Raw genomic sequence first — 24,384 nt, 5'->3', positions numbered from 1 at the left:
GGTTGTACGTCTATCGGCCTCAGCGTGGCCCCATTCCGGGAAGGGTTCGAGCGGTATTTGATGAAATGCTGGTCGCCGTTGGATCGTTGCCAGCTTTGCGCTGACAAGTCGCAAGACGCTGTAGGGCACACTGAATCGCCCCGGCTTCTCCGGGGGCCCTTTCGTCTGAGTCACGCCGCCATGGCGTGACCTGTGTTGCCGGCGTCGTATGCCGCCTCGTCTCCTGCCGGGGGTATGTTGCCGATCGACCCCAGCAGTCGCCGGTCGTTATGCCAGTCGATCCAGTCCAGGGTCTCCCATTCCACCTCTTCGCGGCTGCGCCACGATGCTGGGCGAACCGCCCTGCGCCGGCGCGTTCATGGATTCGCTGTAGACCACCCGCATGCGCTTCTCCCCGGTAAGGCTCCAGTGTCCGCCCCGGGCATCTCAGGCATTGAGTTGAAGCGCAAGCTTGGGGGCACTGGGAGTTTTTCTCTGTATTCGGCGCAGCCCTAAGCCGCCGACTCATTCTCAAGCTGGAACAGGGCTTCGACCGGCTGCCCCAGGGCCGCGGCGAACTTCAACGCCACCACCACCGACGGGCAGAACACCCCGTTCTCCACCGTGTTCACCGTCTTGCGGCTGACACCCATCACTTCGGCCAGCTGCGCCTGCGTCCAGCCGCGCTGCTCGCGGAAGTGGCCGATGTGGTTCTCAAGCGTCGCGGGCATGCGTCGCCACCAGTTCCGCGATGCCGTAGGCGACGAAGGCACAGCCCAGCCCCATGCTGACGATGAGGTTGGCGGCACGCTGGGCATGCAGCGGCTCGAAGGGCGAAACGGCCCAGACCAGGAAGCCGGTGACCATCGCCACCACGAAGCCGATGGTGATGCCGCGCTGGCGGTTGGCCCTCGTCACTTCGTCGTTGGCCAGGCCGCGCGCCCGCTTCGACAGGAACCAGCCACCGCCCGTGAGCAGCAGCAGGAGCATGAGCACGGCGAAGCCCATCCAGACCAGGATCTGCAGCAGCGAGTCGCTGCCCCAGTCCCAGGCGAAGAAGATGCCCTGCTGCATCAGCAGCACCAGCAGGCCGAGGAAGGGCGCCATGATCGCGCGGCCCTGAGCGAATTTGTCGGCGGTTTCGTAGTCGTCTGCCATGGGGTTGTCTCCCTCCGGTGTGTAACCTAAGGGTTACATGTAACCGCAAGGTTACTCCGGTGTCAAGCGGCGGCGGGCACCCGGGGCGGCAGCCAGCCTGCCCTGCACTGGCATTCCCCTAGGGAAGGTCTGATCAACGCGCCTTGACCGCTTGATTTCGGCGTCGAGCGCCCGACCAGGCTCGGTTTGACCAAATCTACGCCATTTTGAGCCGTTTTCGACCGGCTTTCCCGTCCATCGGACGGATCTATCCCGTCGGTTGCAACACCCGTCGCCTCGCCATCCACAGGTTCGACAACGCGAACAGCGTCAACACCTGCGCCGCATTCTTCGCCAGCCCGCGGTAACGCACCTTGGTGTAGCCGAACTGCCGCTTGATCACCCGGAACGGATGCTCGACTTTCGCGCGCACGCTGGCCTTGTAGTGCTCCCACCGCGCGGCGTAGTGCCGGGCGCGCTTGTTCTTCATCGCCCGCAGCTTCGACGGCTTCTCCGCGATCAGCAAGCCCGCATCAACATGCTGCAACTCGGCGCGCTTGTCCGCCCCGGTGTAGCCGCTGTCGCCACACACCGTCTCCTCGTGCCCATGCAGCAGCTTGTGCATCTGGGTCACATCCGCCACGTTCGCCGCCGTGCATTCCACGTGGTGCACCAGCCCCGATTCATCGTCCACGCCGATATGCGCCTTCATCCCGAAGTGCCACTGGTTGCCCTTCTTGGTCTGGCACATCTCCGGGTCGCGTTCGCCATCCTGGTTCTTGGTCGAGCTCGGCGCGGCAATGATCGTCGCGTCCACGATCGTTCCGTCGCGCAGGCTCAGGCCCTGGCGCGACAGGTGCGCATTGACCTTCGCCAGGATCTTGCGGGCCAGGCCGTGGCGCTCGAGCAAACGGCGGAAATTGAGGATCGTGGTCTCGTCGGGAATATCGGCAAGCCCGCCCAGCTGGGCGAACCGGCGCATCACCGGCGTGTCGTAAAGCGCTTCTTCCATCGCCGGGTCGCTCAGGGCATACCACTGCTGCAGGAAATGGATGCGCAGCATCGCCACCAGCGGGTAGGGCTGGCGGCCCGGACGGCCCCGCTTCGGGTAGTGCGGCTCGATCAGCGCCAACAACGCCTTCCAGGGCACCACCTGCTCCATCTCGGCCAGAAACAGCTCCCGGCGCGTCTGCTTGCGCTGGCCCAGGTCCTCGGCGTCACCGAACGTCAGCTGTATCGATCGTCTTTCCAGATACGGTGCGCCATTGTCGCCCAGTCAGGCTGATTTGTTCAGAGTTTCCCCAAGGTCCCTGCTGGGCCGAGCATACGTCGCCCAGTCGCCGTAGGTCGAACCGGGTGGGTGGGGTCCCGTGCCGCCGCAGTGCAGCCCCAGCAGGGTGTGGCCAGCCTTTACTCATGTCCGCCCGATCCGAGCCAAGGAACTTGGCACAGCCAGGGCACAGATTTGTCACAGAGGAGTTGGCGCGCCCGGAGGGATTCGAACCCCCGACCAATGGCTTCGGAAGCCACTACTCTATCCGGCTGAGCTACGGGCGCGTTTTTAAAGGACTTTTTGCTGCTGGGGCCCTGAAACTGAGTTCAGGCCCTGTGCCACTTTACCCGGGTCCGGCAGGGGGTGAGTAGGGGCTTCGGAAGCCACTACTCTATCCGGCTGAGCTACAGGCGCGTGGCCGGCGATTATGCCATGCGGCCCGCATCAGCGCAGCGGGGAAGGGCGCCGTAGGGGAATTGTGGGGTCAGGCACGGTTCGGGGGCTGCAGTTATGTGACGCTGGGGCTAACGTATGCCCGATGCCACTCCTCCCCACGCCGCCTCCGGCCCGGACGTGAACGCAGACCACGCGTTCCTGGCCAGCCTCCTGCAGCACCCCTCGCGACGCGCCCTGCTGGCGCTCGACACCGAGGGGCGGGTGATCGTGGGCAACGACCGGGCGCGCAGCCTCGTGGGGGGGCAGCTCGAAGCCGACCTGCGCCAGGCCCTGGCCGACGGCATGCGCCAGCTGGCTGAACATCCGGACCGGGAGGTCCAGCACCGGCACGAGACCCCGAAGTACACCCTGGATTGCCTGCTGCGTGCGGTCACCGGCGCCGATGGCAAGGTCATCGGTTACACCATCAGCGTATTCAGCCTGGACGAAGCCCCGGACCTGGCCGAATCCCCCGACCGCGCCCGCTGGCGTTTCGCTCTCGAAAACGCCCAGGACGGCCTGTGGGACTGGGATGCCGAGCGCGGCCAGGTCTACCGTTCGGGCCGGTGTTTCACGATGCTCGGCTACGCCCGCGACGCCTTCGCCGGCAGTTTCGACGCCTGGCAGGGCCTGATCCACCCCGACGACCGCCCGCGCATGAAGGTGGCGCTGCACGCCCACCTCACCGGCGAGCGCGAGAACTACATCGTCGACTACCGCGTGCGCGACGCCAACGGCCGCTGGCGCTGGGTGCTCGACCGCGGCCGCGCCATCACCTGGGACAGCGCCGGGCGCCCGCAGCGCGTGGTCGGCACCCACACCGACATCCATGACTACAAGCAGATCGAGGCGCAGCTGCGCGAACGCGAACTGATCCTCAACCAGGCCCAGCACGTCGCCCACCTGGGCAACTGGAGCTGGGACCCGGAAAGCGACGCGCTGTGGTGGTCGGACGAGCTGTACTGGATCGTCGGGCTGTCGAACAAGCAATCGCCGCCGAAGTTCCGCAACCAGCGCCACCTGTTCACGCCCGAATCCTACGAAAAGCTGCATGCGGCCTCGATCGCCCTGCTCAAGCAGGCCAAGCCGTACGCGCTGGAAGTGGTGATGCTGCGGCCCAACGGCGAACGCCGCGTCGTGCAGGCCCGCGCCGAGGCCATCCTCAGCGAGGACGGGCGCGTCCAGAGCCTGGTCGGCGTGCTGCACGACATCACCGAGCAGCGCCAGGCCGAGGAAAACTCGCGCTGGCGCAACGACCTGCTCGACCGCATCGCCGCCATGGGCCGCATCGGCGGCTTCGAGCTGTTCGTCGAAACCGGTGAGCTGCACTGGACCGACGAAAACTACCGCATCCACGGCCTCGAGCCGGGCAAGCCGCTGCGCTTCGAGGACACGCTGCCGCACTACACGCCCGAATCGGCGCAGAAACTGCAGGTCGCGTTCCAGCGCATGCTCAGGGAACACCTGCCCGAACAGAGCGCCGACCTGTGCTACATCACCCCGGACGATCGCCGCATCTGGCTGCGAGTCACCGGCAGCCTGGAGCTGCGCGACGGGAAGCCCTACCGCATCACCGGCCTAACCCAGGACATCACCGAGGAACACGAGGCCGGCGAACGCATCGAGCAGCTCGCCCACTACGACACCCTGACCGGGCTGCCCAACCGTTTCCTGTTCCGCCAGCGCGCCGAGGAATCAATCGAACTCGCGCGCCGCAACGACCAGCCGCTGGCCCTACTGTTCCTCGACCTCGACCGCTTCAAGTACGTCAATGACACCCAGGGCCACGAAGCCGGCGACTTGCTGCTGCAGGAAATCGCCGGCCGCCTGAGACATTGCGTGCGCGCCTCCGACCTGGTCGGCCGCCTGGGCGGCGACGAGTTCCTGGTGCTGCTGCGCGAAATCGCCCGCCCCGAGGACGCCGCGGTGGTGGCGCGCAAGATCATCGAAGCCGTGGGCCAACCCATCAACCTGGCGCACGGCGAGGCGCAGGTGGGCTGCAGCATCGGCATCGCGCTGCTGGGCGAGACCAATCCCGATCTCGAATCCATGCTGCGTGCCGCCGACACCGCGATGTACGCGGCCAAGGACGCCGGCCGCAACACCTTCCAGTTCTACAACGCCAGCTTCTACGAGCGCGTGCAGCGCCGCGTCACGCTGGAACAGGACCTGCGCCAGGCGCTGGCGCGCAACGAGCTGCACCTGGCCTTCCAGCCGACGATTTCGCTCAAGGACAACAACGTCGCCTGCATCGAGGCGCTGCTGCGCTGGACGACGTCCGCGGGCGAATCGCGCTTTCCCACCGAGTTCATCCCGATCGCCGAGGACTGCGGCGAGATCCTGCCGATCGGTCGCTGGGTGCTGGGCGAGGCCTGCCGCCAGGCGCGGCGCTGGCACGAGGCCGGACTGCAGTTCGGCCGCATCGCGGTCAATGTCTCGGCCCTGCAGCTGCGCGACCCTGATTTCGCCAGCCAGGTCCTGGAGGCCTGCACGCGCGAGCAGTGGCCCAGCGATCGCCTGGTCCTGGAAATCACCGAGTCGGCGCTGATGCGCGACAGCGAGGTCCTGCGCAACACCTTCGCCTTGCTCAAGGCCAACGGCGTGACGCTGTCGATCGACGATTTCGGCACCGGGTTCTCCAACCTCGGCTACCTGCACCGTTTCCCGCTGCGCAACCTCAAGATCGACCGCAGCTTCGTCAGCCGCATGGATTCAATGCCCAACATGCTCGAACTCACCCACGCCGTGGTCAGCCTGGGCCACGCCCTGGGCCTGAGCGTGGTGGCCGAGGGCGTGGAAACCGAGAACGTACTGCAGCTGCTTCGCCAGCAGGGCTGCGACGAAGCCCAGGGTTACCTGTTCACCCGACCGCTGGCGCCGGAGGAAATGGCGACCTGGCTGGCGGCGCAGGCCTGAGCCCGCGCCGCCGCAACGCTTACCTGGCGGGCGGGGAATACACCGCGGCGTGGATGCAGGAGAACACGCTGATCACGAACCAGCCGAACGGCAGCAGTGACAGCGTCAGCAGCCAGGTGACGACGAACGCCACGCAGGCCAGCAGGAACCAGGTGATGGCCGAGAGGATGCGGCCCTGGACCAGCTGGCCCAGGCCGGGCACGAAGAAGCTGCAGATGGCGGCGATGACGTTGCCGGCGGAACCCTGACCTGCGCTCATGCTTTCGACCTCGTTTGGGGGGAGTCGGAAAACAGCATGGGGACAGTCGCGGGTTGCTTCAAGTGCGCTGCCGCGCCGCGGGGCGCTCTGCTAGGCTTCGCGCCATGTCCCGACCCTTCGAACCGACGCCTGCCGGGGCGCCGTCGCCGGCCTGGCGCGCGCGCCTGCGAACCTGGTGGCTGCTGATCCGCGGCGACCGCCCGGTCGGCATCCTGCTGCTGCTTTGGCCGACATGGTGGGCGCTGTGGCTGGCGGCCGAAGGTTTTCCGCCCTGGCACCTGCTGCTGATATTCAGCGCCGGCGTCTGGCTGACCCGCTCGGCCGGCTGCGTCATCAATGACTACGCCGACCGCTGGCTGGACCCGCAGGTCGAACGTACCCGCCACCGCCCGCTGGCGTCCGGCGCGGCCAGCCCGCGCGAGGCGCTCGCGCTGTTCGTGGTGATGATGCTGGTCGCCTTCGGGCTGGTGCTGCTGACCAATACGCTGACGATCCTGCTCAGCGTCGTCGGCGCGTTCCTGGCCGCGACCTATCCATTCCTGAAGCGCCACACCTACCTGCCGCAGGTTTACCTGGGCGTTGCGTTTGGCTGGGGCATCCCGATGGCCTTCGCCGCGGTGCAGGGCACGGTGCCGCCGCTGGCCTGGCTGCTGTTCCTCGGCAACCTGCTGTGGACCACGGGTTACGACACCTGGTACGCGATGGTCGACCGCGAGGACGACATCCGGGCCGGCTCGAAATCCACCGCCATCCTGTTCGGCGACGCCGACTTGGTGGCCCAGGGCTTGCTGTACGCGGGCTTCGCCTGGGCGATGTGGCTGGTCGGTGGCCGGGCCGGGCTGGGCATCTTCTATTACGTGGCGCTGGCCGTGGCGATCGTGCTGGTGCTGCGGCAGTTCTGGATCGCGCGCGACCGCGCCCGCGGACACTGCTTCGAAGCCTTCATTTCCAACCAGTGGGTGGGCCTGGCGATCTTCGCCGGCATCGCCGGCCACTACGCGCTGGGCTGACCGCCGGAAGCTAGGCCCGCGCGGCGACCCACAGGTCCACCCTCGCCACCCCGGCCTGCCGCAGCAGTCGTGCTGCCTCGGCCAGGGTGGCGCCGGTGGTCATGACGTCGTCGAACAGCGCCACGTGCGCCGGCAGTGCCTGCCCGGGCCGGAGCCGGAACGCGCCGCGCACATTACCTCGCCGCGCGCGCGCGTCGAGCTCGGACTGCGGTGCGGTGGCACGACAGCGCTGAAGGGCACCGGCCAGCAGGGGCAGGGCCAGGGTGCCGGCGAGCGGCCGGGCCAGTTCCAGGGCCTGGTCGTAGCCGCGCTGCCGCAGGCGCCGTCGATGCAGCGGGATGGGCACCAGCGCGTCCGGCCTTGCGGCCCCGGAAAGGTCTTCGGCCAGCAGTCCCGCCACCAGTCGCCCGGCGGCGAGGTCGCCGTGGAATTTCAGCCGGGGCAGCAGGCGGTCCAGCGGCGGCGCATAGCGGAACACCGCCCGGGTACTGGCCTGGACCGGCCGGTGGCCAACGCAGCGCCGGCAGCGCGGCGTCGGGCGCGGAAGGGGCAGCCCGCAGCGGGCACAGGCAGACCGGTTCCAGGGCAGGTCGCGGCGACAGGCCGGGCACAGGTCGGCGCCGGCGCCGGCATCGCCGCAGACCAGGCAGCGCCATGGCAACAAGGCCGTCCCGAGGCCGGCGAAAAATTCGCGTGGTGAGGACCTCACGGAACGTGATCCCGTCCACGGTAACGCAGCCCGCGACCGGCGTAGCGTCGGGCTCCCGGCATCCCCCCGGCCGGGGCCGGGCCGTCAACTTCCGGGGGCTGTTTCTGGTTGACAGGGTGGGGCATGCCCAACAGACTGCCGCTCTTCATTTTCCCGCACCATCAGGGAACGCCCATGCCTGCCGTCATCCGCAACGACTGGTCGCGCGAGGAAGTCCTCGCCCTGTTCGACCTGCCCTTCCCTGAGCTGCTCTACCGCGCCGCCACCGTGCACCGCGAGCGCTTCGACCCGGCCGAGGTGCAGGTTTCGACCCTGCTGTCGGTCAAGACCGGCGGCTGCCCCGAGGACTGCGCCTACTGCCCGCAGGCCGCGCGCTACCACACCGGCGTCGAAGCGACGAAGCTGATGGACACCGATTCGGTGCTCGAACGCGCCCGCGCCGCCAAGGCCGCCGGCGCCTCGCGCTTTTGCATGGGCGCCGCCTGGCGCAGCCCCAAGGACCGCGACATCCCGAAAGTGGCCGAGATGATCCGCGAGGTGAAGGCCCTGGGCCTGGAAACCTGCGCGACCCTGGGCATGCTCAAGGGCGACCAGGCCAAGGCCCTGCGTGATGCCGGCCTGGACTACTACAACCACAACCTCGACACCGCGCCCGAGTTCTACGGCGACATCATCAAGACCCGCGAGTACCAGGACCGCCTGGACACGCTTGAACACGTGCGCGACGCCGGCATGAAAACCTGCTGCGGCGGCATCGTCGGCATGGGCGAGTCGCGCGACCAGCGCGCCGGCCTGCTGCAGGCCCTGGCCAACCTGCCGGCGCACCCGGATTCGGTGCCGATCAACCGGCTGGTGCAGGTCGAAGGCACGCCGCTGGCCGGCACCGCCCTGCTGGATCCGTTCGAGTTCGTACGCACGATCGCCGTCGCCCGCCTCATGATGCCGGCCTCGATGGTGCGGCTGTCGGCGGGCCGCGCCGAAATGAGCGAGGAGCTGCAGGCGATGTGTTTCCTGGCGGGCGCGAACTCGATCTTCTACGGCGAAAAACTGCTGACCACCGGCAATCCGGACGTGGCCGCCGACCAGGCCCTGTTCGAACGCCTGGGCCTGCGGCCGATGCCGGTGGTGCACGAATCGAAGACCGTGCACGCCGACATCGTCGAACCCGCCGCCGGCTGCGCCGCCTGACATGCCCCGCATCCGGTTCGCCGACCGCCTTGCCGCCGCCCGGGCCGACCGTGCGGCCCGCGATGCGCTCCGGCCCCGGCGCGAGATCCAGAGCCGCGAAGGCGTGCGCGTGCTGGTCGGCGGCCGCCAGCTGACCAGCTTCTGCGGCAACGATTACCTGGGCCTGGGCCAGCACCTGGACGTGGTTTCGGCCCTGCAGGAAGCGGCGGCCTGGCACGGCGTCGGCAGCACCGGCTCGCCGCTGGTCACCGGCCACCACGCCGAACACGCGCTGTTCGAACAGGAAATGGCCGACTGGCTGGGCTTCGAGCGCGCGCTGTTCTTCGGCAGCGGCTACCAGGCCAACCTGGCGGTGATGCAGTCGCTGCTGCAGGACGGCGACATCTGCGTGCAGGACAAGCTCAACCACGCCTGCCTGATCGACGGCGCCCGCCTGGCCGGCTGCGAACTCAAGCGTTATCCGCACGCCGACGTCGAAGCGGCGATGCGCCAGCTGATGTCGCGTCGCGAGGGCGCGGCGATGCTGGCGACCGACGGTGTCTTCAGCATGGACGGCGATGCCGCGCCGCTGGCCGACCTGGCCTTGGTGGCGCGCGCGCAGGACGCCCTGCTTTACGTCGACGACGCCCATGGCATCGGCGTGCTGGGACCGGAAGGTCGCGGCAGCCTGGCCGTGGCCGGCCTGGGTGCCCGCGAAGTGCCGCTGCTGCTGGTGCCGCTGGGCAAGGCCTTTGGCGGCCAGGGCGCAGTGCTGCTGGGCAGCGAGGCGCTGATTGGCCACGTTGCCGAAACCGCGCGCCCCTACCTCTTCTCGACCGCGCCGGCGCCGGCGATGGCCGCCGCGATGCGCGCCAGCCTGGCATTGATCCGCAAGGAATCGTGGCGGCGCGCCAAGCTCGCGTCGGTGGTCATGCGGTTCCGGCGCGGGGCTTCGGCGCGCGGCCTGCCGCTGCAGGAATCGTTCACGCCGATCCAGCCGATCGTGCTGGGCGACAACGCGTCGGCGCTGGCCGCCGCCCGTTCGCTGGAAGAGAGTGGTTACCTGGTCACCGCCATCCGGCCGCCGACCGTGCCCGAAGGGCAGGCGAGGCTGCGCATCACCCTGTCGGTGGAGCATTCGGAAGCCGACGTCGATGGCCTGCTCGCCGCGCTTTCCGACGCGGTGAAACCCGCGGCCGACCCGATCCCGGCATGAGCCTGTTCCACGCCGTCCACGGCCAGGGCCAGCCCCTGGTGCTGCTGCATGGCTGGGCCATGCACGCGGGCATCTTCGCGCCGCTGGTTGACGCGCTGGTCGCCGATTTCCAGGTGCATCTGGTCGACCTGCCGGGCCATGGCCGCAGCGCCGATGCGGGCGTGCCGCTGGCGCTCGACGCGGCGGTGGACGCCGTCGCGGCCCAGGTTCCGGCGCGGGCGATCTGGCTGGGCTGGTCGCTCGGCGGCCTGGTCGCCCTGCAGGCAGCGGTGAAACATCCCGGCGCCGTGCGCGGCCTGGTGATGCTGGCCGCCAGCCCGCGTTTCGTTCGCGGCGACGACTGGCCCACCGGCATGGACCCGTCGGTGTTCCGCGGTTTCGGCAGCGAACTGGGCCGAGACTACCGCGGCACGCTCGACCGTTTCCTGATGCTCGAAGCCCAGGGCTCCGACCACGTGCGCGACGAGCTGCGCCTGCTGCGCAGCGAAGTCTTCGCCCACGGCGAGCCCGGCGCCGACGCGCTGCGCGAAGGCCTGCGTCTGCTGGAAGAAAGCGACCTGCGCGCGAACCTGCCGGAGCTGGCCATGCCCAGCCTGTGGCTGGCCGGCCGGCGCGACCGGCTGGTGTCGCCGGCGGCTATGCAGGCCGCGGCTGGGCTTGCGCCCGACGCCCGCTTCCATGAAGTCCGGCACGGCGGGCATGCGCCCTTCCTCACCCACGCCGATGCGGTCGCCGGCGCGCTGCGCGATTTCGCCAAGGACTGCCCGCCATGAGTTCGGTGTTCGACCGTCGCCAGCTGCGCCGCGCCTTCGGCAGGGCCGCGCCCAACTACGCGGCCGTCGCGGCGCTGCAGCAGGAGGTTGAAACCCGCCTGCTCGAGCAGCTCGATTACCTCGACGACCGCCAGCCCGCCCGCATCCTCGACCTCGGCAGCGGTCCCGGCCGCGCCGCCGGCGCGATGAAAAAGCGCTGGCCCAAGGCAGAGGTGCTGGCCGTGGATGCCGCCCTGCCGATGCTGCGCGAAGTGCCGAAGCACACCCGGTTCTGGCGACCGGTGCGCCGGGTCTGCGCCGACGTCACCGCGCTGCCGCTGGCCGACCAGTGCGCCGACGTGCTTTTTTCCAGCCTGTGCCTGCAGTGGGTGGAAGACCTGCCGGCGGTGCTGGCCGAGTTCCGGCGCGTGCTGCGGCCCGAGGGCCTGCTGCTGTTCGCCACGTTTGGTCCGGGCACGCTGGCCGAGCTGCGCGAGGCCTACGAAAGCGTCGGCGAAGTGCCGCCGCTGTCGCCGTTCGCGGCCATCCAGCAGGTCGGCGACGCGCTGCTGGCGGCGGGCTTCAGGGATCCGGTGATCGACCTCGACAGCTACACGCTCACCTATCCCGACCTGCGCTCGCTGATGCGCGAACTGCGCGCGATCGGCGCCAGCGACGCCCGCCGCGATCGCCCGCGCGGCCTCGGCGGCCGCGAACGCCTGCGGCAGGTGACGGCCGCCTACGAAACCCTTCGCCGCGGCGACGTGCTGCCCAGCACCTGGGAAGTGATCACCGCGCAGGCCTGGGGCCCGGCACCGGGCGCGCCGCGCCGTCTCGGCGGCGCCGACCTGGCCAGTTTCCCCGCCGACCGCATCCCGCTGCGCCGACGCTGAGCCGGGGTCGCGCTAGACTCTGGCCGACCCTGTCGAGTTGGAGACCCCACATGCGCCATTTCCCCCTGGCGGCCCTTGCCGCGGCCGCCTGCCTCGCGCTCACCGCCTGCATGGCCCCCACCAGCCGGGAGGTCCGCCCCGTGGAAAACGAACCCCTGCTCGACATGGACTGGCGCCTGGTCGCCGGCCCCGATAACCGCCACCTGCCCACCCAGGGCGCCGGCTCGGCGGTGCTGCGATTCTCGCCCTCGAGCTTTTCGATGACCGGCCCCTGCAACAACCACCGCGGCGGCTGGACCCGCGACGGCGACACCCTGCGCCTGGGCGGCGAAGGCGCGGCGATCGCCAGCACCAAGCGCGGCTGCCCGCGCGAACTCATGCAGCGTGAAGCGGACCTGCTCGAAGCGTTTGCCGGCCCGCTGCGCGCAGAATTCAGCGGCACGCAGCTGCGCCTGGTCGACGGCGACGGCGCGCGCTGGACCTTCGACAGCCAGGACGTCGCCACCAGCGCCGGGCGCGAGCGCATCGTGCTGGTGTCGGGCGAACGCAAGCCCTGCAGCGGCGCCGCGCCTGCCCAGTGCCTGCAGGTGCGCACCGAACCCGGCGCGCCCTGGCAGCACTACTACGGCGACATCGAGGGCTTCAGCTGGCAGGAAGGCGTGGATTACGTGCTGCGCATCCGCGAATACACCGTCGCCAATGCGCCCGCCGACGGCGGCGCGCGCCGCTGGGTGCTCGAGGAAATCCTGGATCGCAGCCGATGAGTAGAAGGCTGTGCGTTTCAAGGAAGTGGTTTTCGCTCAAGGGTGACATCCGGTTCACCGACGAGGCCGGCGAGCCGGCCTACCAGGCCACCGGCGAGTTCGCGGCGATCCGGCCGACCTGGACGATCATCCGCGCCGGCGAGGTCGTCGCGCGCCTTCGCAAGAAGCCCAAATCCTGGTGGCTCACCTGGGAGGTCGAGGGCGAGGCCGGGGTTTTCGAGGTCCAGCGCAAGATGTGGTCCTGGAGCCGGCAGTACACCGTCGTCGGCGGCGGGCTGGACGGCGCGCGGATCAGCGGCAACTTCTTCGACCTGAAATTCGAGATGCGGCGCGGATCGCGGCTGCTGGCACGTTCGGCCGGGGATCTGCTGACGCTGCAGGACCGGCACCAGGTGGAAGTCCTGGACGGGAACGAACTGTTCGTCGTGATCGCGATGCTGGTGCTCCTGCTCGACCGCGCCCAGGACACCGCCTTCCTGGCGGTGAACTGAGCCCCGGTCAGCCGGATACCTGCGCCACCCAGTCTTCGAGGTTGTAGTAGTTGCTGACGCGCGCGATCAGGCCGTCGCGCACGTCGAAGAAGGCGCCGCCGGGCAGCACGTACTTCTGGCCGCGGGCGCTTGGCAGGCCTTCGTCGGTGGCGAGGTATTCGCCGTGCACCGTGTATTCGGCGGCGGCGCGGTCGCCGGCCTGGTTGGCCATCACCACGATGTCGCGCAGCTGTTCGCGGTAGCAGCGCGCCATGCGTTCGAGGAAGGCGGTGAAGGCGGCCTTGCCGACTTCCCGCGCGCCCTGGTTGATGTCGTGGGCGACATCCTCGGTGAGCAGGTCGAGCATCGCTGCAGCGTCGCCGCGGTTGAACGCGGCGTAATAGGCCAGCACCAGTTCGATGGCGCGGTCGGATTGGCGGGTGCCGTCGACGATCATGGCTTTCCTCGGTTCACCAGGGCAGGGCGTCGAGATCGACGTTGCCGCCAGAGAGGATAAGCCCCACGCGCTTGCCGGCGAAGTGCCCCGGGTAGCGGCGCACGGCGGCCAGCACGGTGGCCGAGGAGGGTTCGATGACCTGCTTGAGCCAGGCCCAGGCTTCGCGCGTGGCCGCCAGCACCTCGGCGTCGGACACCAGCAGTACGGTAACGCCGTGCTGCCGCAGCAGCGCCAGGTTCGGGGCGCCCAGCGTGGCGCGCAGGCCGTCGCAGATCGTGTCGGGCACCAGGTCGGTGACATGCCGGCCTTGGCGCAGGGACTCGAAGGCGTCGGCGGCGCCCTCGGGTTCGGCGGCGAACACGGCCAGGCCCGGCTGGCAGGCCGCGGCGGCGATCGCGCTGCCGCCGGCCAGGCCGCCGCCGCCCAGGGGAACCACCAGGGCGTCGAGCGGGCCGGTTTCGGACAGCAGCTCCAGCGCCGCCGTGCCCTGGCCGGCGATGACGTGGCTGTTCGCGTAGGGATGCACGAGGGTGGCGCCGGTTTCGGACTGCAGGCGCTGCGTGGTGGCCTCGCGCGCGGCCAGCGTCGGCGCGCAGCGGTGGATAGCGGCGCCCTGGGCTTCGATATTGGCCAGCTTCGACGCCACGGCGCCCTCTGGCACGACCACGTGGGCGGGAATGCCGCGAACCCGGGCCGCCATCGCCAGCGCGGCGCCGTGGTTACCGGACGAGTGCGTGAGCACGCCGCGCGCGGCGGTTTCGTCGTCCAGCGCCATCACCGCATTGCAGGCACCGCGGAACTTGAACGCGCCGACGTGCTGCAGGTGTTCGGCCTTGAACAGCAGGGTCGCGCCGGCCCAGCGGTCGAGGCCGGCGGATTGCAGCACCGGCGTGCGTACGGCGTGGGTGCAGATGCGCGCGGCCGCAGCCAGCACGTCGTCGAAGACAGGGGTCGGGGTCGGCATTGGCAGGGCTTCAGGGTGCGCGTGCTAGCCTAGCAAAAGTCAGCAGTTTCCCCGGATTTTTGCTCTATGACCCAGCTCCGAGGCGATGGCCATGTCCATCTCGCCGATTACGCCGCGCCCGCCTGGCGCATCCCGCACGCCGAACTCCAGTTCGAACTCGACCCCGACGCCACCGTCGTGTCGGCACGGCTGTGCCTGTCGCCCGATCCGGCGCAGCCCGGGCAGCCGCTGGAACTGGACGGCGAAGGCCTGGAGCTTCTGGACATCACCCTTGACGGCCAGCCGCTGGCGCCGGGGCGCTACGACTATGACGGCCGCCGGCTGGTGGTGCACGGCCTGTCCGGCGACTGCGAGCTGGCGACCCGCGTGCGCATCCATCCGGCCGGCAATACCCGGCTCGAAGGCCTGTACCGCAGCGGCGACCTGCTGCTGACCCAGTGCGAGGCCCAGGGCTTCCGCCGCATCACCTTCATGGCCGACCGCCCGGACGTGATGCCGCGATGGCGCATCGTGCTGCGCGCGAATCGCGACGCCTTCCCGGTGCTGCTGGCCAACGGCAATCCCCTGGCCAGCCAGGACCTGGGCGACGGCCGCCACGAGGCCAGCTGGGAAAACCCGCACCCGACGCCGGCCTACCTGTTCGCGATCGCCGCCGGTCCGCTGGAGCGGGTCAGCCGGCGACTGCAAACGGCCGAGGGCCGCGACGTCGAGATCAACATCTGGGCCGAACCGAGCGACGTCGCGCGCTGCCAGTACGCGCTGGGCGCGGTCGAACGTGCGCTGCGCTGGGACGAGCAGCGCTTCGGCCGCTGCTACGACCTGGACGTGTTCAACGTCGTCGCCGCCCAGGACTTCACCATGGGCGCGATGGAGAACAAGGGCCTGAACATCTTCAACGCCCGCTACATCCTGGCCGATGAAAGCACCGCCACCGACGCCGACTTCCTGGCGATCGAATCGGTGGTCGCGCACGAGTACCTGCACAACTGGTCCGGCAACCGGGTGACGCTTCGCGACTGGTTCCAGCTTTCGCTCAAGGAAGGGCTCACGGTGTTCCGCGACACCGAATTCAGCTCCGACCTGCATTCGCGCGCGCTCAAGCGCATCGAAGTCGTGCGCCTGCTGCGCGGCCGGCAGTTCGCCGAGGACGCCGGCGCGCTGGCGCATCCGGTGCGCCCGGACCGCTACAAGGAAATCAGCAACTTCTACACGCTGACCATCTACGAGAAGGGCGCCGAGATCATCCGCGTGCTGCACACGCTGGTCGGCGAGGACGCCTTCCGCGCCGGCATGGACCGCTACTTCGCCGACAACGACGGCAAGGCGGCGACGCTGGAGGATTTCATTGCGGCCCACGCTGCCGCCAGCGGCCGCGACCTCACGCAGTTCGCGCGCTGGTATGCGCAGGCCGGCACGCCCGAGGTTTCCGTCAGCGCGGATTTCGACGGCGCCAGCGGCGACTACACGCTCACCATCGACCAGAACACGCCGCCGACGCCGGGCCAGCAGCACAAGCAGCCACTGGTGATCCCGCTGCGCTACAGGCTTTTCGACGCGGACGGCACGTCGGTGACGCAGGCGCCCGAGTCGGACGCCGTCGTGCGCGATGGCCTGGTCGAACTCACCGCCGCGCGCCATGTGCTGCGCTGGCGTGGGCTGGAGGACAAGCCGCTGCCGGCCTTCAACCAGGGTTTCGGCGCACCGGTGAAGCTGGTCTTCGACCAGGGCGTGGACGAACTCGCCCGCCTGGTGCGCTTCGAGACCGATTCCTTCAATCGCTGGGACCTGCTGCAGCGCCTGGCGACCGAGGCCCTGCTGGCACGGCCGCAGGCCGAAGCCGCCACCGGCGCGCTGTCCGATGCGCTGGCCGGCCTGCTCACCGACGCGCAGGCCGATCCGGCTTTCGTGGCCGAATGCCTGGTCCTGCCGGACTTCGACACCCTGGCCGAACAGCTGGACGAGGTGGACGTGCAGGCGCTGGTCGCCCGGCGCGAGGAGCTGCTCGACCGCCTGGCCGAAGACCAGGTCGGGCGCCTGCAGGTCCGCTACGAGGCGCTGGCCGATGCGGCGCGCGAAGGTCTGTCGGGCAGGGCGATGTCGGCACGTGCGCTGCGCAACGCCTGCCTGGCCTGGCTGACGCGCCTGGACCCGGAAGCGCGCCTGGCGCAGGCCCAGTTCGACGCCGGCGGCACCATGACCGAACGCATCGCCGCCCTGCGCTGCCTGCTGCACTTCCAGGCGCCCGGCGCCGACGCCGCGCTGGCCGGTTTCCGGGACGCCCATGCCGGCGATCCGCTGGTCACCGACAAGTGGGTGGCCCTGGTCGCGACGCGACCGCATCCGGATGCGCTCGGCGACGTGCAGTCGCTGATGGCCACGCCCTGGTGGAAACCCGCCAACCCCAACCGCGTGCGCGCCCTGGTGGGCAGCTTCGCGCGTTCCAATCCGCTGGCCTTCCACCGGTTGGACGGAGCCGGCTACCAGCTGGTCGCGGACCAGGTGGCGGCGCTGGATGCGGTCAGCCCGCAGGTCGCGGCGCGGCTGCTGGGCGCCTTCGAAAGCTGGCGCCGCTGGGCCGAGCCGCTGCGGGCCCGGGCCCGCGCCGCGCTGGCGCCGCTGGACGGCCGTCTGGCCTCGCCGGATGCGCGCGACCTGCTCGAGAGACTGCTGGACTGAGCCGCGCCGTCCGGGCGCGCTCGTGAACACCGGGTGAGTTAAGGGGGTATTCACCCCCTGGCGCCAAGACTGCCCGGCATGACTGGGGGAAACGCCATGAAACGCCTGCTGGCCCTGCTTGTCCCGTTGGTCGCGCTCACCGGTTGCGCGACCTATGGCGACGGCTATTACGGTGACCGCTCCGTCTATCGCGACGGCGGCTATTACTACCCGGCGTACGAAGGCGAAGGCGATTACTACTACGGCGCCGAAAGCTACGAGTACGACTACGACTACCGCTACGGCAGCAGCATCGGCTATGGCTACGGTTACGGCTATTCGCCGTTCTGGGGCCTGGACCGCTATCGCTGCCGCAGCTATTACGGCTGCGTGCCGTCCTGGGGCGGGTACTACCCCTACCACTACGCGCCGGGCTGGAGCTTTTCGATCGGCAATACCTGGGGCTGGAACAACTGGGGCTGGTACGGCGGCTACCGGGGCCACGATCGCCCGCGCTATTACCCGCGTCCGGACTACAGCCGCGACCGGCCACGGCCGATGCCCAAGCCGACCGGCCGGATCCCGCCGGCACAGTCGGCGCCGGTCTATCGTCCGCCGGGGCAACCGGCCTACCGGCCCCCGGTGCAGGGCGAGCGCGCGATCCCGCCAACGCGGCGCCAGGACGCCAAGCCCGCGCGGGTGGACGAAGCCAGTGTCCGGCCGATGCCCAAGCCCACCACGCGCTACCAGCGCGTGCCCGAGACCCGCGCCCGCGCGCTGGTGCAGCCGGCGCCGGCACAGGCCGGGGGCCCGCGCATGCGCTATCCCGAACCGGTGCGCGTGCAGTCCCGCCAGTCCATCAGCCAGCCGCAGCCGGTAGTCCGCCAGGCGCAGGGCGCACGCTATTCGCAGCAGATGGCGCCGGCACGTGTCGCTCCGCAGCCGCGCTACGCCGCTCCAACGCCGCGGGCGGCGCCGATGGCCAAACCCGCACCGCGGCAGGCGCCAGCCGCCCCGCGTCCCGCCCCCCGACCGCAAGTGAGACCCACGTCACAAAACGAAACATCCGACGAAGAACGCTAGTCCGGAGGCGGTCCGATGGCATTGCACCGCCCGTGAGGGCAGCGCATCCTACGGCCGCCGACTGACACTTTGCGTCACGTTGTGACGCGGGCGTGGGTCCGACCCCTGTTCGGCGCCCGGCATCAGGTCCCCTGGATTCCCCCTGTTCCAAGACCCGCCGGGCGCCGACTTTATCCCTGCAGCGCCGTGAACTTGCCGGATCGCTGGAATCACGCAAAAAAAAAGGGCCTGGCGCTCCCCCCCGGGAGCGCCAGGCCCTGGCATCCCTACCGCGCGCCTGACCAGCCCCTGTTCAGTCTGGTCGACGCCCCCCGGCGTTGGCCGCGGCAGGTGCCTTGGAGTTAAAGCAGAAACCGTGCCAACGCCCGCCACGGGTGCACCCCGCCCGATGACGGCGGATAATCGCGGCCCTCCCACGGATCCCGACCATGCTCAGCTATGAAGTGATCGTCATCGGCGGCGGCCACGCCGGCACCGAAGCGGCCCTCGCGGCCGCGCGGGCCGGTGCGCGCACGCTGCTGCTGACCCACAGCATCGAGACGGTCGGGCAGATGAGCTGCAACCCGGCCATCGGCGGCATCGGCAAGGGCCACCTGGTGCGCGAGATCGACGCCCTGGGCGGCGCCATGGCCCGCGCCGCCGACCAGGCGGGCATCCAGTGGCGCACGCTCAACGCCAGCAAGGGCCCGGCCGTGCGCGCCACCCGCGCCCAGGCCGACCGCGCGCTGTACAAGGCGGCGATCCGGCGGATGGTTGAGAACCAGCCGAACCTGACGCTGTTTCAGGCCGCGGTGGACGACCTGGTGATCGAGAACGGCCAGGTCCGTGGCGCGATCACCCAGTCCGGCCTGCGCTTCACGGCGCCCGCCGTCGTGCTGACCGCCGGCACCTTCCTGGCCGGCCGGATCCACGTCGGCCTGCGCAACCACCCCGGTGGCCGCGCCGGCGAGGCGCCGGCGACCACCCTGGCCGAGCGCCTGCGCGACGGCCCCTTCGTGGTGGACCGGCTCAAGACCGGCACGCCGCCGCGCATCGACGGCCGCAGCCTCGATTATTCGGTGATGGCCGAACAGCCCGGCGACGACCCGCGCCCGGTGTTCTCGTTCCTGGGCAGCGTGCACGAGCACCCGCGGCAGGTGTCGTGTTTCATCACGCACACCAATGAACGCACGCACGAGGTGATCCGCGGCGGCCTGGACCGTTCGCCGATGTACGCCGGCGAGATCGAAGGGGTGGGCCCGCGCTACTGCCCGAGCATCGAGGACAAGGTGGTGCGCTTCGCCGACAAGGCCTCGCACCAGGTGTTCGTCGAGCCCGAGGGCCTGGACACGCACGAGATCTACCCCAACGGAATCTCCACTTCGCTGCCCTTCGAGGTGCAGCTTGAGCTGGTGCGCACGATGCGCGGCTTCGAAAACGCCGTGATCACGCGTCCTGGTTATGCCATCGAATACGACTACTTCGACCCGCGTGGCCTGAAGGCCTCGCTGGAAACCAAGGCCGTGGCCGGCCTGTTTTTCGCCGGCCAGATCAACGGCACCACCGGCTACGAAGAGGCGGCGGCCCAGGGCCTGCTCGCCGGCCTGAACGCCGCACGCCAGGTGCAGCAGCGCGAGGCCTGGTCGCCGCGCCGCGACCAGGCCTACCTGGGCGTGCTGGTGGACGACCTGGTCACGCACGGCACCACCGAGCCCTACCGCATGTTCACCAGCCGCGCCGAATACCGGCTGCAGCTGCGCGAGGACAATGCCGACGCGCGCCTGACTCCCATCGGGCGTGAACTGGGCCTGGTCGACGAGGCGCGCTTCGCCGCCTACGCGCGCAAGGCAGAAGCCGTCGAAGCCGAAACCGCGCGGCTCAAGGCCATCTGGGCCACGCCCGGCGGCGAACTGGCGCGCGAGCTCGAGGCCGGCACCGGCGTCGTGCTCAGCCGCGAGTGCACCGCGCTCGACCTGATGAAGCGGCCCGAGCTCGACTACGCCGCGCTGCGCCGCCTGCCTTCGCTGGGCCCCGGCGTGCACGACCCGGCGGTGGCCGAGCAGGTCGAGATCGGCGTGAAGTACGCCGGCTACGTGGATCGCCAGAACGAGGAAATCCAGCGCCAGCGCCGCCACGAAGAGACGCGCATCCCCGGCGACTTCGACTACGCCGGCCTGCCCGGGCTGTCGGCTGAACTGCAGGGCAAGCTGGCCAGCGTGCGGCCGGAAACCATCGGCCAGGCCCAGCGCATCCCGGGCATGACCCCGGCCGCGATCTCGCTGCTGCTGGTGCAGCTGGCCCGGCGCAAGGGCCGCCGCGTCGCCTGAGGCGGCGCGTCCCGGCCATGCCCGTCCGTTCGCATCCGCTGCACCGGCGCTGGCTCGCACGCCGCCGTCGCCTGCGACGCTGGCTGCGGCCGCTGCCGCGGCGCGCCAACGTCGCGCGCTACCCCGTGATCAAGTGGTTCGCCGAAGCCGCGCGCAAGCGTCCTTACCTATGGTCGTTCAAACGCCAGCACGTGATGGTGTCGCTGTACACCGGCGCGGTGGTGGCACTGATGCCGGTCTACGGCCTGCAGCTGGCGATCGGGCTGGCGCTGGCGATCTGGCTGCGCGGCAACCTGACGGTGATGGCGGCGCTGCAGATGGTCACCAACCCGCTGACGCTCGGGCCGATCTATTACGCCACCCATCGCCTGGGCGCCTGGCTGATCGGCCTCACCGGCTACGGCGAGGGCGCCAGCGTGGTCGGGACGCATATCAATGCGCTCGTGGTGGGCGGCATCATCGGCGGCCTGGGCTTCGCGCTGCTGCTGGACCTGGGCTGGCGCCTGCTGGCCTGGGAGGCGCGGCGTTTCCGCACGCAGCTGGCAGCGCTGCACGAACACTTCGGCTACCGCCACGGTGACGCAGACGCCCCGGAAGGCTAGATTGGCGGCATGAAGCTGCCCGCCGCCGCCTTGCTGATATTCGCCCTGCCGCTGCAGGCCGCCACGGTATCGGACTGGTCGCTGCCGGCGCCCGCGGGCTCGGCCCAGCCCAACCTTTCCTCGGCTCCCGACGGCGACCTCGTGCTGAGCTGGATCGAGCGCCGTCAGGGCGGCGGCCACCGCCTGGCTTTCGCGCGTTACGACAAGGCCGGCGCCTGGTCGCCGGTCGGCATGGTGGCCGAAAGCGACAAATGGTTCGTGAACTGGGCCGACTTCCCGGCGCTGCAGGTGCTCGACGACGGCAGCCTCTGGGCCCACGTGCTGGTGAAGAACGGCGACGCGCCCTATGCCTATGACGTGCGGCTGCAGTCCTCGCAGGATGGCGGCAAGACATGGCGACAGATGCCGCCCGTGCACGACGACGGCACCGAGACCGAACACGGCTTCGCCACGCTCTGGCCGCAGCCCGGCGGCGGCCTGGGCATCGCCTGGCTCGACGGCCGCCACACCGGCGGCGGCGGGCACGGCGGGCATGACGGCCACGGCGGCGCGATGACGCTGCGCGCCGCGGTCTTCAACGCCCGCGGCAAACAGTCCGACAGCCAGCTCGACGCCAGCACCTGCGACTGCTGCCAGACCGACAGCGCCCGGGTCGGCGACACGGTCCTGCTGGCGTACCGCGATCGCGCCGAAGGCGAGATCCGCGACATCGCGGTGGCGCGTTTCGAAGGCGGCAAGTGGCAGACGCCGGTTATCGTGCACGCCGACAACTGGATGATGCCGGCCTGCCCGGTGAACGGCCCGGCGATCGCCGCCCGGGGCGACCAGGCCTGGGTGGCCTGGTATACCGCGGCCGGTGGCACCCCGGCGCTGCGCCTGGCGCATTCGGACGACGGCGGCCGCGGGTTCAGGGCGCCGCTGACGCTGGTGGCCGGGGACTTCGTGCAGGGCCGGGTCGACGTGGCCGCCGATGGCGATGGCGTCTGGACGGCCTGGATCGAAGAGCGCGGCGGCCGGCAGTCGCTGTGGCTGGCCCGGCACGACCATGGACTGGCCAGCGAATCGCTGCGGCTGAAGGTGGCCGACCTGGCCGGCCGCGGTCGCGGCACCGGCTTCCCGCGCCTGCAGCTGCGCGACGGCCAGGCCTGGCTGGCCTGGACCGAAGTGGTGGACGGCAGCCCGCGGCTGCGCGGCGCACGGGTGGCGCCCTGACCCTACCCGGTGGTATGGGCGGGGCCTTTGCATTAATGTGGCGGGCAGCGGCTCAAGGGAGGGCGCGCGTGCCGGACCGCGGTGCGCGCGAAGGAGACCCTGGGCACGTGGCCATCAACAAGTCCCAGTTTTCCAAGGAGTCTCACATGCCCCGTTCCCACAAACTCGCCGGTGCGCTCGCACTCGCGCTCGGTTTCTCCGGCGCCGCGCAGGCCCAGCAGTTCACCGGCTTCTACGTGTTCGGCGACAGCCTCAGCGACTCGGGCAACATCGCCCAGGCGCAGGGCCTGCCCCCGGGCAACAGCTTCACCACCAATCCCGATCCGGTCGCGGCCGAGATCATCGCCGCGGCCTTCGGCCTGTCCGGCCTGAACTCGCTGTCGGGCGGCCCGAACTTCGCCTGGGGCGGCGCCTGCGTCAATCCGGTCGGCCTGTGCCTCAACCCGGTGCCGCGCATCAGCGACCAGGTCAGCCAGTACCTCGCCCTCACCGGCGGCAGCGCTGATCCGAACGCGCTCTACAGCATCTGGGGCGGCGCCAACGACATCTTCGCCACGCTGACTCTGGCCCCGGCCAACGCCCAGGCCAACACCGTCGCCGCCGCCACCGCCTACGTGCAGCAGATCGGCCGCCTGCAGGCCGCCGGCGCCAACTACATCATCGTCTACAACCTGCCCAACCTCGGCGCCACGCCGCAGTTCGGCTCGACGCCGAACGCCTCGTCGGTGTCGCAGATCACGGTGGTCTACAACAGCGCGCTCAACGCCGGCCTCGAGCAGCTCGGCGACGGCATCATCCCGATCAACACCTTCGGTCTGATCGCCGAGATCGTGTCCGATCCGGGCCGCTACGGCTTCACCAACGTCACCGGCACCGCCTGCAACCCGCCCAGCTCGATCGCCTGCGGCCCGAACGGTTCCGGCCTGCCGGCCGGCTACGCGCCGGGCACCAACGAAACCTACCTGTTCGCCGACGGGGTGCACCCGACCGGCGCCGCCCACGCGATGCTGGCCAACGTGGTGATGTCCACCATCGCCGCGCCGGTGCAGTTCTCGATGGCCGGCGAAGCGGGCGTGCAGATCAATGAAAACCACGTGCGCGCGATGACCGACGAAATGCTGTCGGACTTCCAGCTCGACCGGGCCACCGGCAGCGTGCGCAGCTACGCCACCGTGCAGTACGGCCAGCAGGACTTCGACGCCAGCGCCGCCGTGCCGGGCGCCGAGGCCGACGTGCTGAGCCTGTCGGTCGGTGCCAACCACCGCATCACCGACAACGCCTACTGGGGCTTCGGCATCACCCTGGGCAACCATGACACCGACACCGGCATGGGCGAAGTCGACGGCCGCGCGGTCATCGCCTCGCTCAACGGCACGCTGACCTTCGGCGGCGGCGGTTACCTGCACGGCGCGGTCAGCGGCGGCAGCACCTCGATCGACGTCAGCCGCGGCATCGTGCTCGGCCCGTCGATGCGCGAGGAGGAAGGTTCCACCAACGCCTCGCTGTTCGGCGCCGAGCTCGGCCTGGGCTGGCTGTTCGAGATGGGCAGCATGCAGCACGGCCCGTTCGTGGGCGCCTCGTGGGTGCAGCAGGAAGTCGACGCCTTCGCCGAGGACAGCGGCAGCGCCACGGCGATGAACTACTCGTCCTTCGACCGCGACTCGATGGTCACCCGCATCGGCTACCAGCTGATGGGCAAGGCCGGCGCGATCCGTCCGTTCCTGCGCGTGGCGCACAACGAGGAATCCGAGGACGAGCAGCTGTTCGTGAATGCCGGCTCGAACTCGATGCCGGGCCGCTTCACCATGCCGGGCTTCACCCCGTCCAAGGACTGGATCAGCGCCGACCTGGGCCTGAACTGGCAGGTCAGCGACAACATGACCGCGTTCCTGGCCTACAGCGGCCGTTTCAGCGACGACCAGCAGGAGCGCAACAGCGGCAGCCTGGGCCTGCGCATCGACTTCTGATCCGCACGCTTCCTGTTGCACGACGAAGGCCGCCCACCCGGGCGGCCTTTTTCGTTGCCCTGTGGGAGGGACTTCAGTCCCGATTTGCCCGCCCTTCAGCCCCGGCCGGCCGCTGAGCCTGCCCGTCCGCGTTGAAGCCTGTCATCAGGATTCCGACA

At 69.9% G+C, this 24,384-nt stretch carries 21 protein-coding genes and 1 tRNA gene; 14 read left to right on the top strand and 8 right to left on the bottom strand.

The window, feature by feature from the left end; genetic code table 11:
* Nucleotides 1–491 precede the first annotated feature (491 nt).
* The 4 genes from ACE3TE_RS07045 to ACE3TE_RS07030 all read right to left on the bottom strand — a co-directional run bounded on the left by ACE3TE_RS07045 (nt 492) and on the right by ACE3TE_RS07030 (nt 2,673).
* Nucleotides 492–710: a helix-turn-helix transcriptional regulator gene (locus ACE3TE_RS07045; protein WP_374603497.1), complete on the bottom strand. Its 219-nt coding sequence runs from the start codon at nt 708–710 to the stop codon at nt 492–494.
* On the bottom strand, nt 694–1,137 hold the full coding sequence (locus ACE3TE_RS07040) for a hypothetical protein (protein ID WP_374603495.1): 444 nt from the start codon (nt 1,135–1,137) through the stop codon (nt 694–696). Before ACE3TE_RS07040 ends, ACE3TE_RS07045 begins: the two co-directional genes overlap by 17 nt.
* Before the next feature lie 247 nt (nt 1,138–1,384).
* A complete protein-coding gene (locus tag ACE3TE_RS07035) occupies nt 1,385–2,353 on the bottom strand; it encodes an IS5 family transposase (protein WP_374603501.1) in 969 nt (322 codons plus the stop codon).
* Nucleotides 2,354–2,596: 243 nt separating this feature from the next.
* A tRNA-Arg gene (locus ACE3TE_RS07030) sits at nt 2,597–2,673 on the bottom strand.
* 289 nt (nt 2,674–2,962) lie between these two features.
* Here ACE3TE_RS07030 and ACE3TE_RS07025 point away from each other — a divergent pair.
* Entirely contained in the window at nt 2,963–5,740 is a 2,778-nt protein-coding gene (locus ACE3TE_RS07025) for an EAL domain-containing protein (protein ID WP_374603493.1), read from the top strand.
* Nucleotides 5,741–5,759: 19 nt separating this feature from the next.
* Here the strand turns inward: ACE3TE_RS07025 and ACE3TE_RS07020 are convergent, their stop codons facing one another.
* Entirely contained in the window at nt 5,760–5,999 is a 240-nt protein-coding gene (locus ACE3TE_RS07020) for a hypothetical protein (protein ID WP_374603491.1), read from the bottom strand.
* Between the two features lie 104 nt (nt 6,000–6,103).
* Between ACE3TE_RS07020 and ubiA the strand changes: the two genes are divergently transcribed.
* The gene (gene ubiA / locus ACE3TE_RS07015; RefSeq protein ID WP_374603489.1) at nt 6,104–7,009 is read left to right on the top strand and encodes a 4-hydroxybenzoate octaprenyltransferase; all 906 of its coding nucleotides are present in this window, start codon (nt 6,104–6,106) and stop codon (nt 7,007–7,009) included.
* Between the two features lie 10 nt (nt 7,010–7,019).
* Here the strand turns inward: ubiA and ACE3TE_RS07010 are convergent, their stop codons facing one another.
* On the bottom strand, nt 7,020–7,673 hold the full coding sequence (locus ACE3TE_RS07010) for a double zinc ribbon domain-containing protein (protein ID WP_374603488.1): 654 nt from the start codon (nt 7,671–7,673) through the stop codon (nt 7,020–7,022).
* A 219-nt stretch (nt 7,674–7,892) separates the two neighbouring features.
* Here ACE3TE_RS07010 and bioB point away from each other — a divergent pair, with 219 nt between their 5' ends.
* Genes bioB through ACE3TE_RS06980 form a run of 6 tightly spaced genes read left to right on the top strand, consistent with a single transcriptional unit; the run spans nt 7,893 to nt 13,001 of the window.
* Nucleotides 7,893–8,906, top strand: a complete 1,014-nt coding sequence (bioB, locus tag ACE3TE_RS07005) for a biotin synthase BioB (protein ID WP_374603486.1) — start codon at nt 7,893–7,895, stop codon at nt 8,904–8,906.
* A gap of 1 nt (nt 8,907) precedes the next feature.
* Nucleotides 8,908–10,101: an 8-amino-7-oxononanoate synthase gene (gene bioF / locus ACE3TE_RS07000; RefSeq protein WP_374603484.1), complete on the top strand. Its 1,194-nt coding sequence runs from the start codon at nt 8,908–8,910 to the stop codon at nt 10,099–10,101.
* Nucleotides 10,098–10,874 carry a pimeloyl-ACP methyl ester esterase BioH gene (bioH, locus tag ACE3TE_RS06995; protein ID WP_374603482.1) on the top strand — a complete coding sequence of 259 codons (777 nt, stop codon included), beginning with the start codon at nt 10,098–10,100 and terminating at the stop codon, nt 10,872–10,874. Before bioF ends, bioH begins: the two co-directional genes overlap by 4 nt.
* A complete protein-coding gene (gene bioC, locus ACE3TE_RS06990; RefSeq protein ID WP_374603480.1) occupies nt 10,871–11,746 on the top strand; it encodes a malonyl-ACP O-methyltransferase BioC in 876 nt (291 codons plus the stop codon). The genes bioH and bioC overlap by 4 nt, the downstream gene beginning before the upstream one ends.
* 50 nt (nt 11,747–11,796) lie before the next feature.
* Complete coding sequence (locus ACE3TE_RS06985) at nt 11,797–12,510, top strand: DUF4377 domain-containing protein (RefSeq protein WP_374603478.1); 714 nt, start codon at nt 11,797–11,799, stop codon at nt 12,508–12,510.
* Complete coding sequence (locus ACE3TE_RS06980; protein WP_374603476.1) at nt 12,507–13,001, top strand: hypothetical protein; 495 nt, start codon at nt 12,507–12,509, stop codon at nt 12,999–13,001. The genes ACE3TE_RS06985 and ACE3TE_RS06980 overlap by 4 nt, the downstream gene beginning before the upstream one ends.
* A 7-nt stretch (nt 13,002–13,008) precedes the next feature.
* On the opposite strand, the gene ACE3TE_RS06975 is transcribed toward ACE3TE_RS06980, so the two are convergent.
* Together ACE3TE_RS06975 and ACE3TE_RS06970 are read right to left on the bottom strand one after the other, a co-directional pair.
* Nucleotides 13,009–13,437 (bottom strand): ketosteroid isomerase-related protein, encoded by a 429-nt coding sequence (locus ACE3TE_RS06975; RefSeq protein ID WP_374603474.1) that lies wholly within the window; start codon nt 13,435–13,437, stop codon nt 13,009–13,011.
* 13 nt (nt 13,438–13,450) lie between these two features.
* The gene (locus tag ACE3TE_RS06970) at nt 13,451–14,401 is read right to left on the bottom strand and encodes a pyridoxal-phosphate dependent enzyme (RefSeq protein WP_374603472.1); all 951 of its coding nucleotides are present in this window, start codon (nt 14,399–14,401) and stop codon (nt 13,451–13,453) included.
* Nucleotides 14,402–14,467: 66 nt separating this feature from the next.
* Between ACE3TE_RS06970 and pepN the strand changes: the two genes are divergently transcribed.
* From pepN to ACE3TE_RS06940, 6 genes are all read left to right on the top strand, one after another.
* Complete coding sequence (gene pepN / locus ACE3TE_RS06965) at nt 14,468–17,077, top strand: aminopeptidase N (protein WP_374603470.1); 2,610 nt, start codon at nt 14,468–14,470, stop codon at nt 17,075–17,077.
* Nucleotides 17,078–17,173: 96 nt separating this feature from the next.
* Nucleotides 17,174–18,139, top strand: a complete 966-nt coding sequence (locus tag ACE3TE_RS06960) for a hypothetical protein (RefSeq protein WP_374603469.1) — start codon at nt 17,174–17,176, stop codon at nt 18,137–18,139.
* Between the two features lie 428 nt (nt 18,140–18,567).
* Entirely contained in the window at nt 18,568–20,445 is a 1,878-nt protein-coding gene (gene mnmG / locus ACE3TE_RS06955; RefSeq protein WP_374603467.1) for a tRNA uridine-5-carboxymethylaminomethyl(34) synthesis enzyme MnmG, read from the top strand.
* Between the two features lie 17 nt (nt 20,446–20,462).
* Nucleotides 20,463–21,047: a DUF2062 domain-containing protein gene (locus ACE3TE_RS06950; protein WP_374603465.1), complete on the top strand. Its 585-nt coding sequence runs from the start codon at nt 20,463–20,465 to the stop codon at nt 21,045–21,047.
* Nucleotides 21,048–21,056: 9 nt separating this feature from the next.
* Nucleotides 21,057–22,259, top strand: coding sequence for a hypothetical protein (locus ACE3TE_RS06945; protein WP_374603463.1), 1,203 nt, complete (start codon nt 21,057–21,059; stop codon nt 22,257–22,259).
* Between the two features lie 146 nt (nt 22,260–22,405).
* The gene (locus tag ACE3TE_RS06940) at nt 22,406–24,226 is read left to right on the top strand and encodes an autotransporter domain-containing protein (RefSeq protein ID WP_374603461.1); all 1,821 of its coding nucleotides are present in this window, start codon (nt 22,406–22,408) and stop codon (nt 24,224–24,226) included.
* The last annotated feature ends 158 nt before the right edge of the window (nt 24,227–24,384 follow it).

It is taken from the genome of Arenimonas sp., from assembly GCF_041919775.1.
GTDB lineage: Bacteria > Pseudomonadota > Gammaproteobacteria > Xanthomonadales > Xanthomonadaceae > Arenimonas.
This window is presented reverse-complemented; position numbering and strand designations above follow the sequence as displayed.

Coding starts and splice junctions, on each gene's coding strand:
- ACE3TE_RS07045 (WP_374603497.1), bottom strand. CDS start 710: ATGCCCGCGACGCTTGAGAACCACATCGGCCACTTCCGCGAGCAGCGC.
- ACE3TE_RS07040 (WP_374603495.1), bottom strand. CDS start 1,137: ATGGCAGACGACTACGAAACCGCCGACAAATTCGCTCAGGGCCGCGCG.
- ACE3TE_RS07020 (WP_374603491.1), bottom strand. CDS start 5,999: ATGAGCGCAGGTCAGGGTTCCGCCGGCAACGTCATCGCCGCCATCTGC.
- ubiA (WP_374603489.1), top strand. CDS start 6,104: ATGTCCCGACCCTTCGAACCGACGCCTGCCGGGGCGCCGTCGCCGGCC.
- bioB (WP_374603486.1), top strand. CDS start 7,893: ATGCCTGCCGTCATCCGCAACGACTGGTCGCGCGAGGAAGTCCTCGCC.
- bioF (WP_374603484.1), top strand. CDS start 8,908: ATGCCCCGCATCCGGTTCGCCGACCGCCTTGCCGCCGCCCGGGCCGAC.
- bioH (WP_374603482.1), top strand. CDS start 10,098: ATGAGCCTGTTCCACGCCGTCCACGGCCAGGGCCAGCCCCTGGTGCTG.
- bioC (WP_374603480.1), top strand. CDS start 10,871: ATGAGTTCGGTGTTCGACCGTCGCCAGCTGCGCCGCGCCTTCGGCAGG.
- ACE3TE_RS06985 (WP_374603478.1), top strand. CDS start 11,797: ATGCGCCATTTCCCCCTGGCGGCCCTTGCCGCGGCCGCCTGCCTCGCG.
- ACE3TE_RS06980 (WP_374603476.1), top strand. CDS start 12,507: ATGAGTAGAAGGCTGTGCGTTTCAAGGAAGTGGTTTTCGCTCAAGGGT.
- ACE3TE_RS06975 (WP_374603474.1), bottom strand. CDS start 13,437: ATGATCGTCGACGGCACCCGCCAATCCGACCGCGCCATCGAACTGGTG.
- ACE3TE_RS06970 (WP_374603472.1), bottom strand. CDS start 14,401: ATGCCGACCCCGACCCCTGTCTTCGACGACGTGCTGGCTGCGGCCGCG.
- pepN (WP_374603470.1), top strand. CDS start 14,468: ATGACCCAGCTCCGAGGCGATGGCCATGTCCATCTCGCCGATTACGCC.
- ACE3TE_RS06960 (WP_374603469.1), top strand. CDS start 17,174: ATGAAACGCCTGCTGGCCCTGCTTGTCCCGTTGGTCGCGCTCACCGGT.
- mnmG (WP_374603467.1), top strand. CDS start 18,568: ATGCTCAGCTATGAAGTGATCGTCATCGGCGGCGGCCACGCCGGCACC.
- ACE3TE_RS06950 (WP_374603465.1), top strand. CDS start 20,463: ATGCCCGTCCGTTCGCATCCGCTGCACCGGCGCTGGCTCGCACGCCGC.
- ACE3TE_RS06945 (WP_374603463.1), top strand. CDS start 21,057: ATGAAGCTGCCCGCCGCCGCCTTGCTGATATTCGCCCTGCCGCTGCAG.
- ACE3TE_RS06940 (WP_374603461.1), top strand. CDS start 22,406: ATGCCCCGTTCCCACAAACTCGCCGGTGCGCTCGCACTCGCGCTCGGT.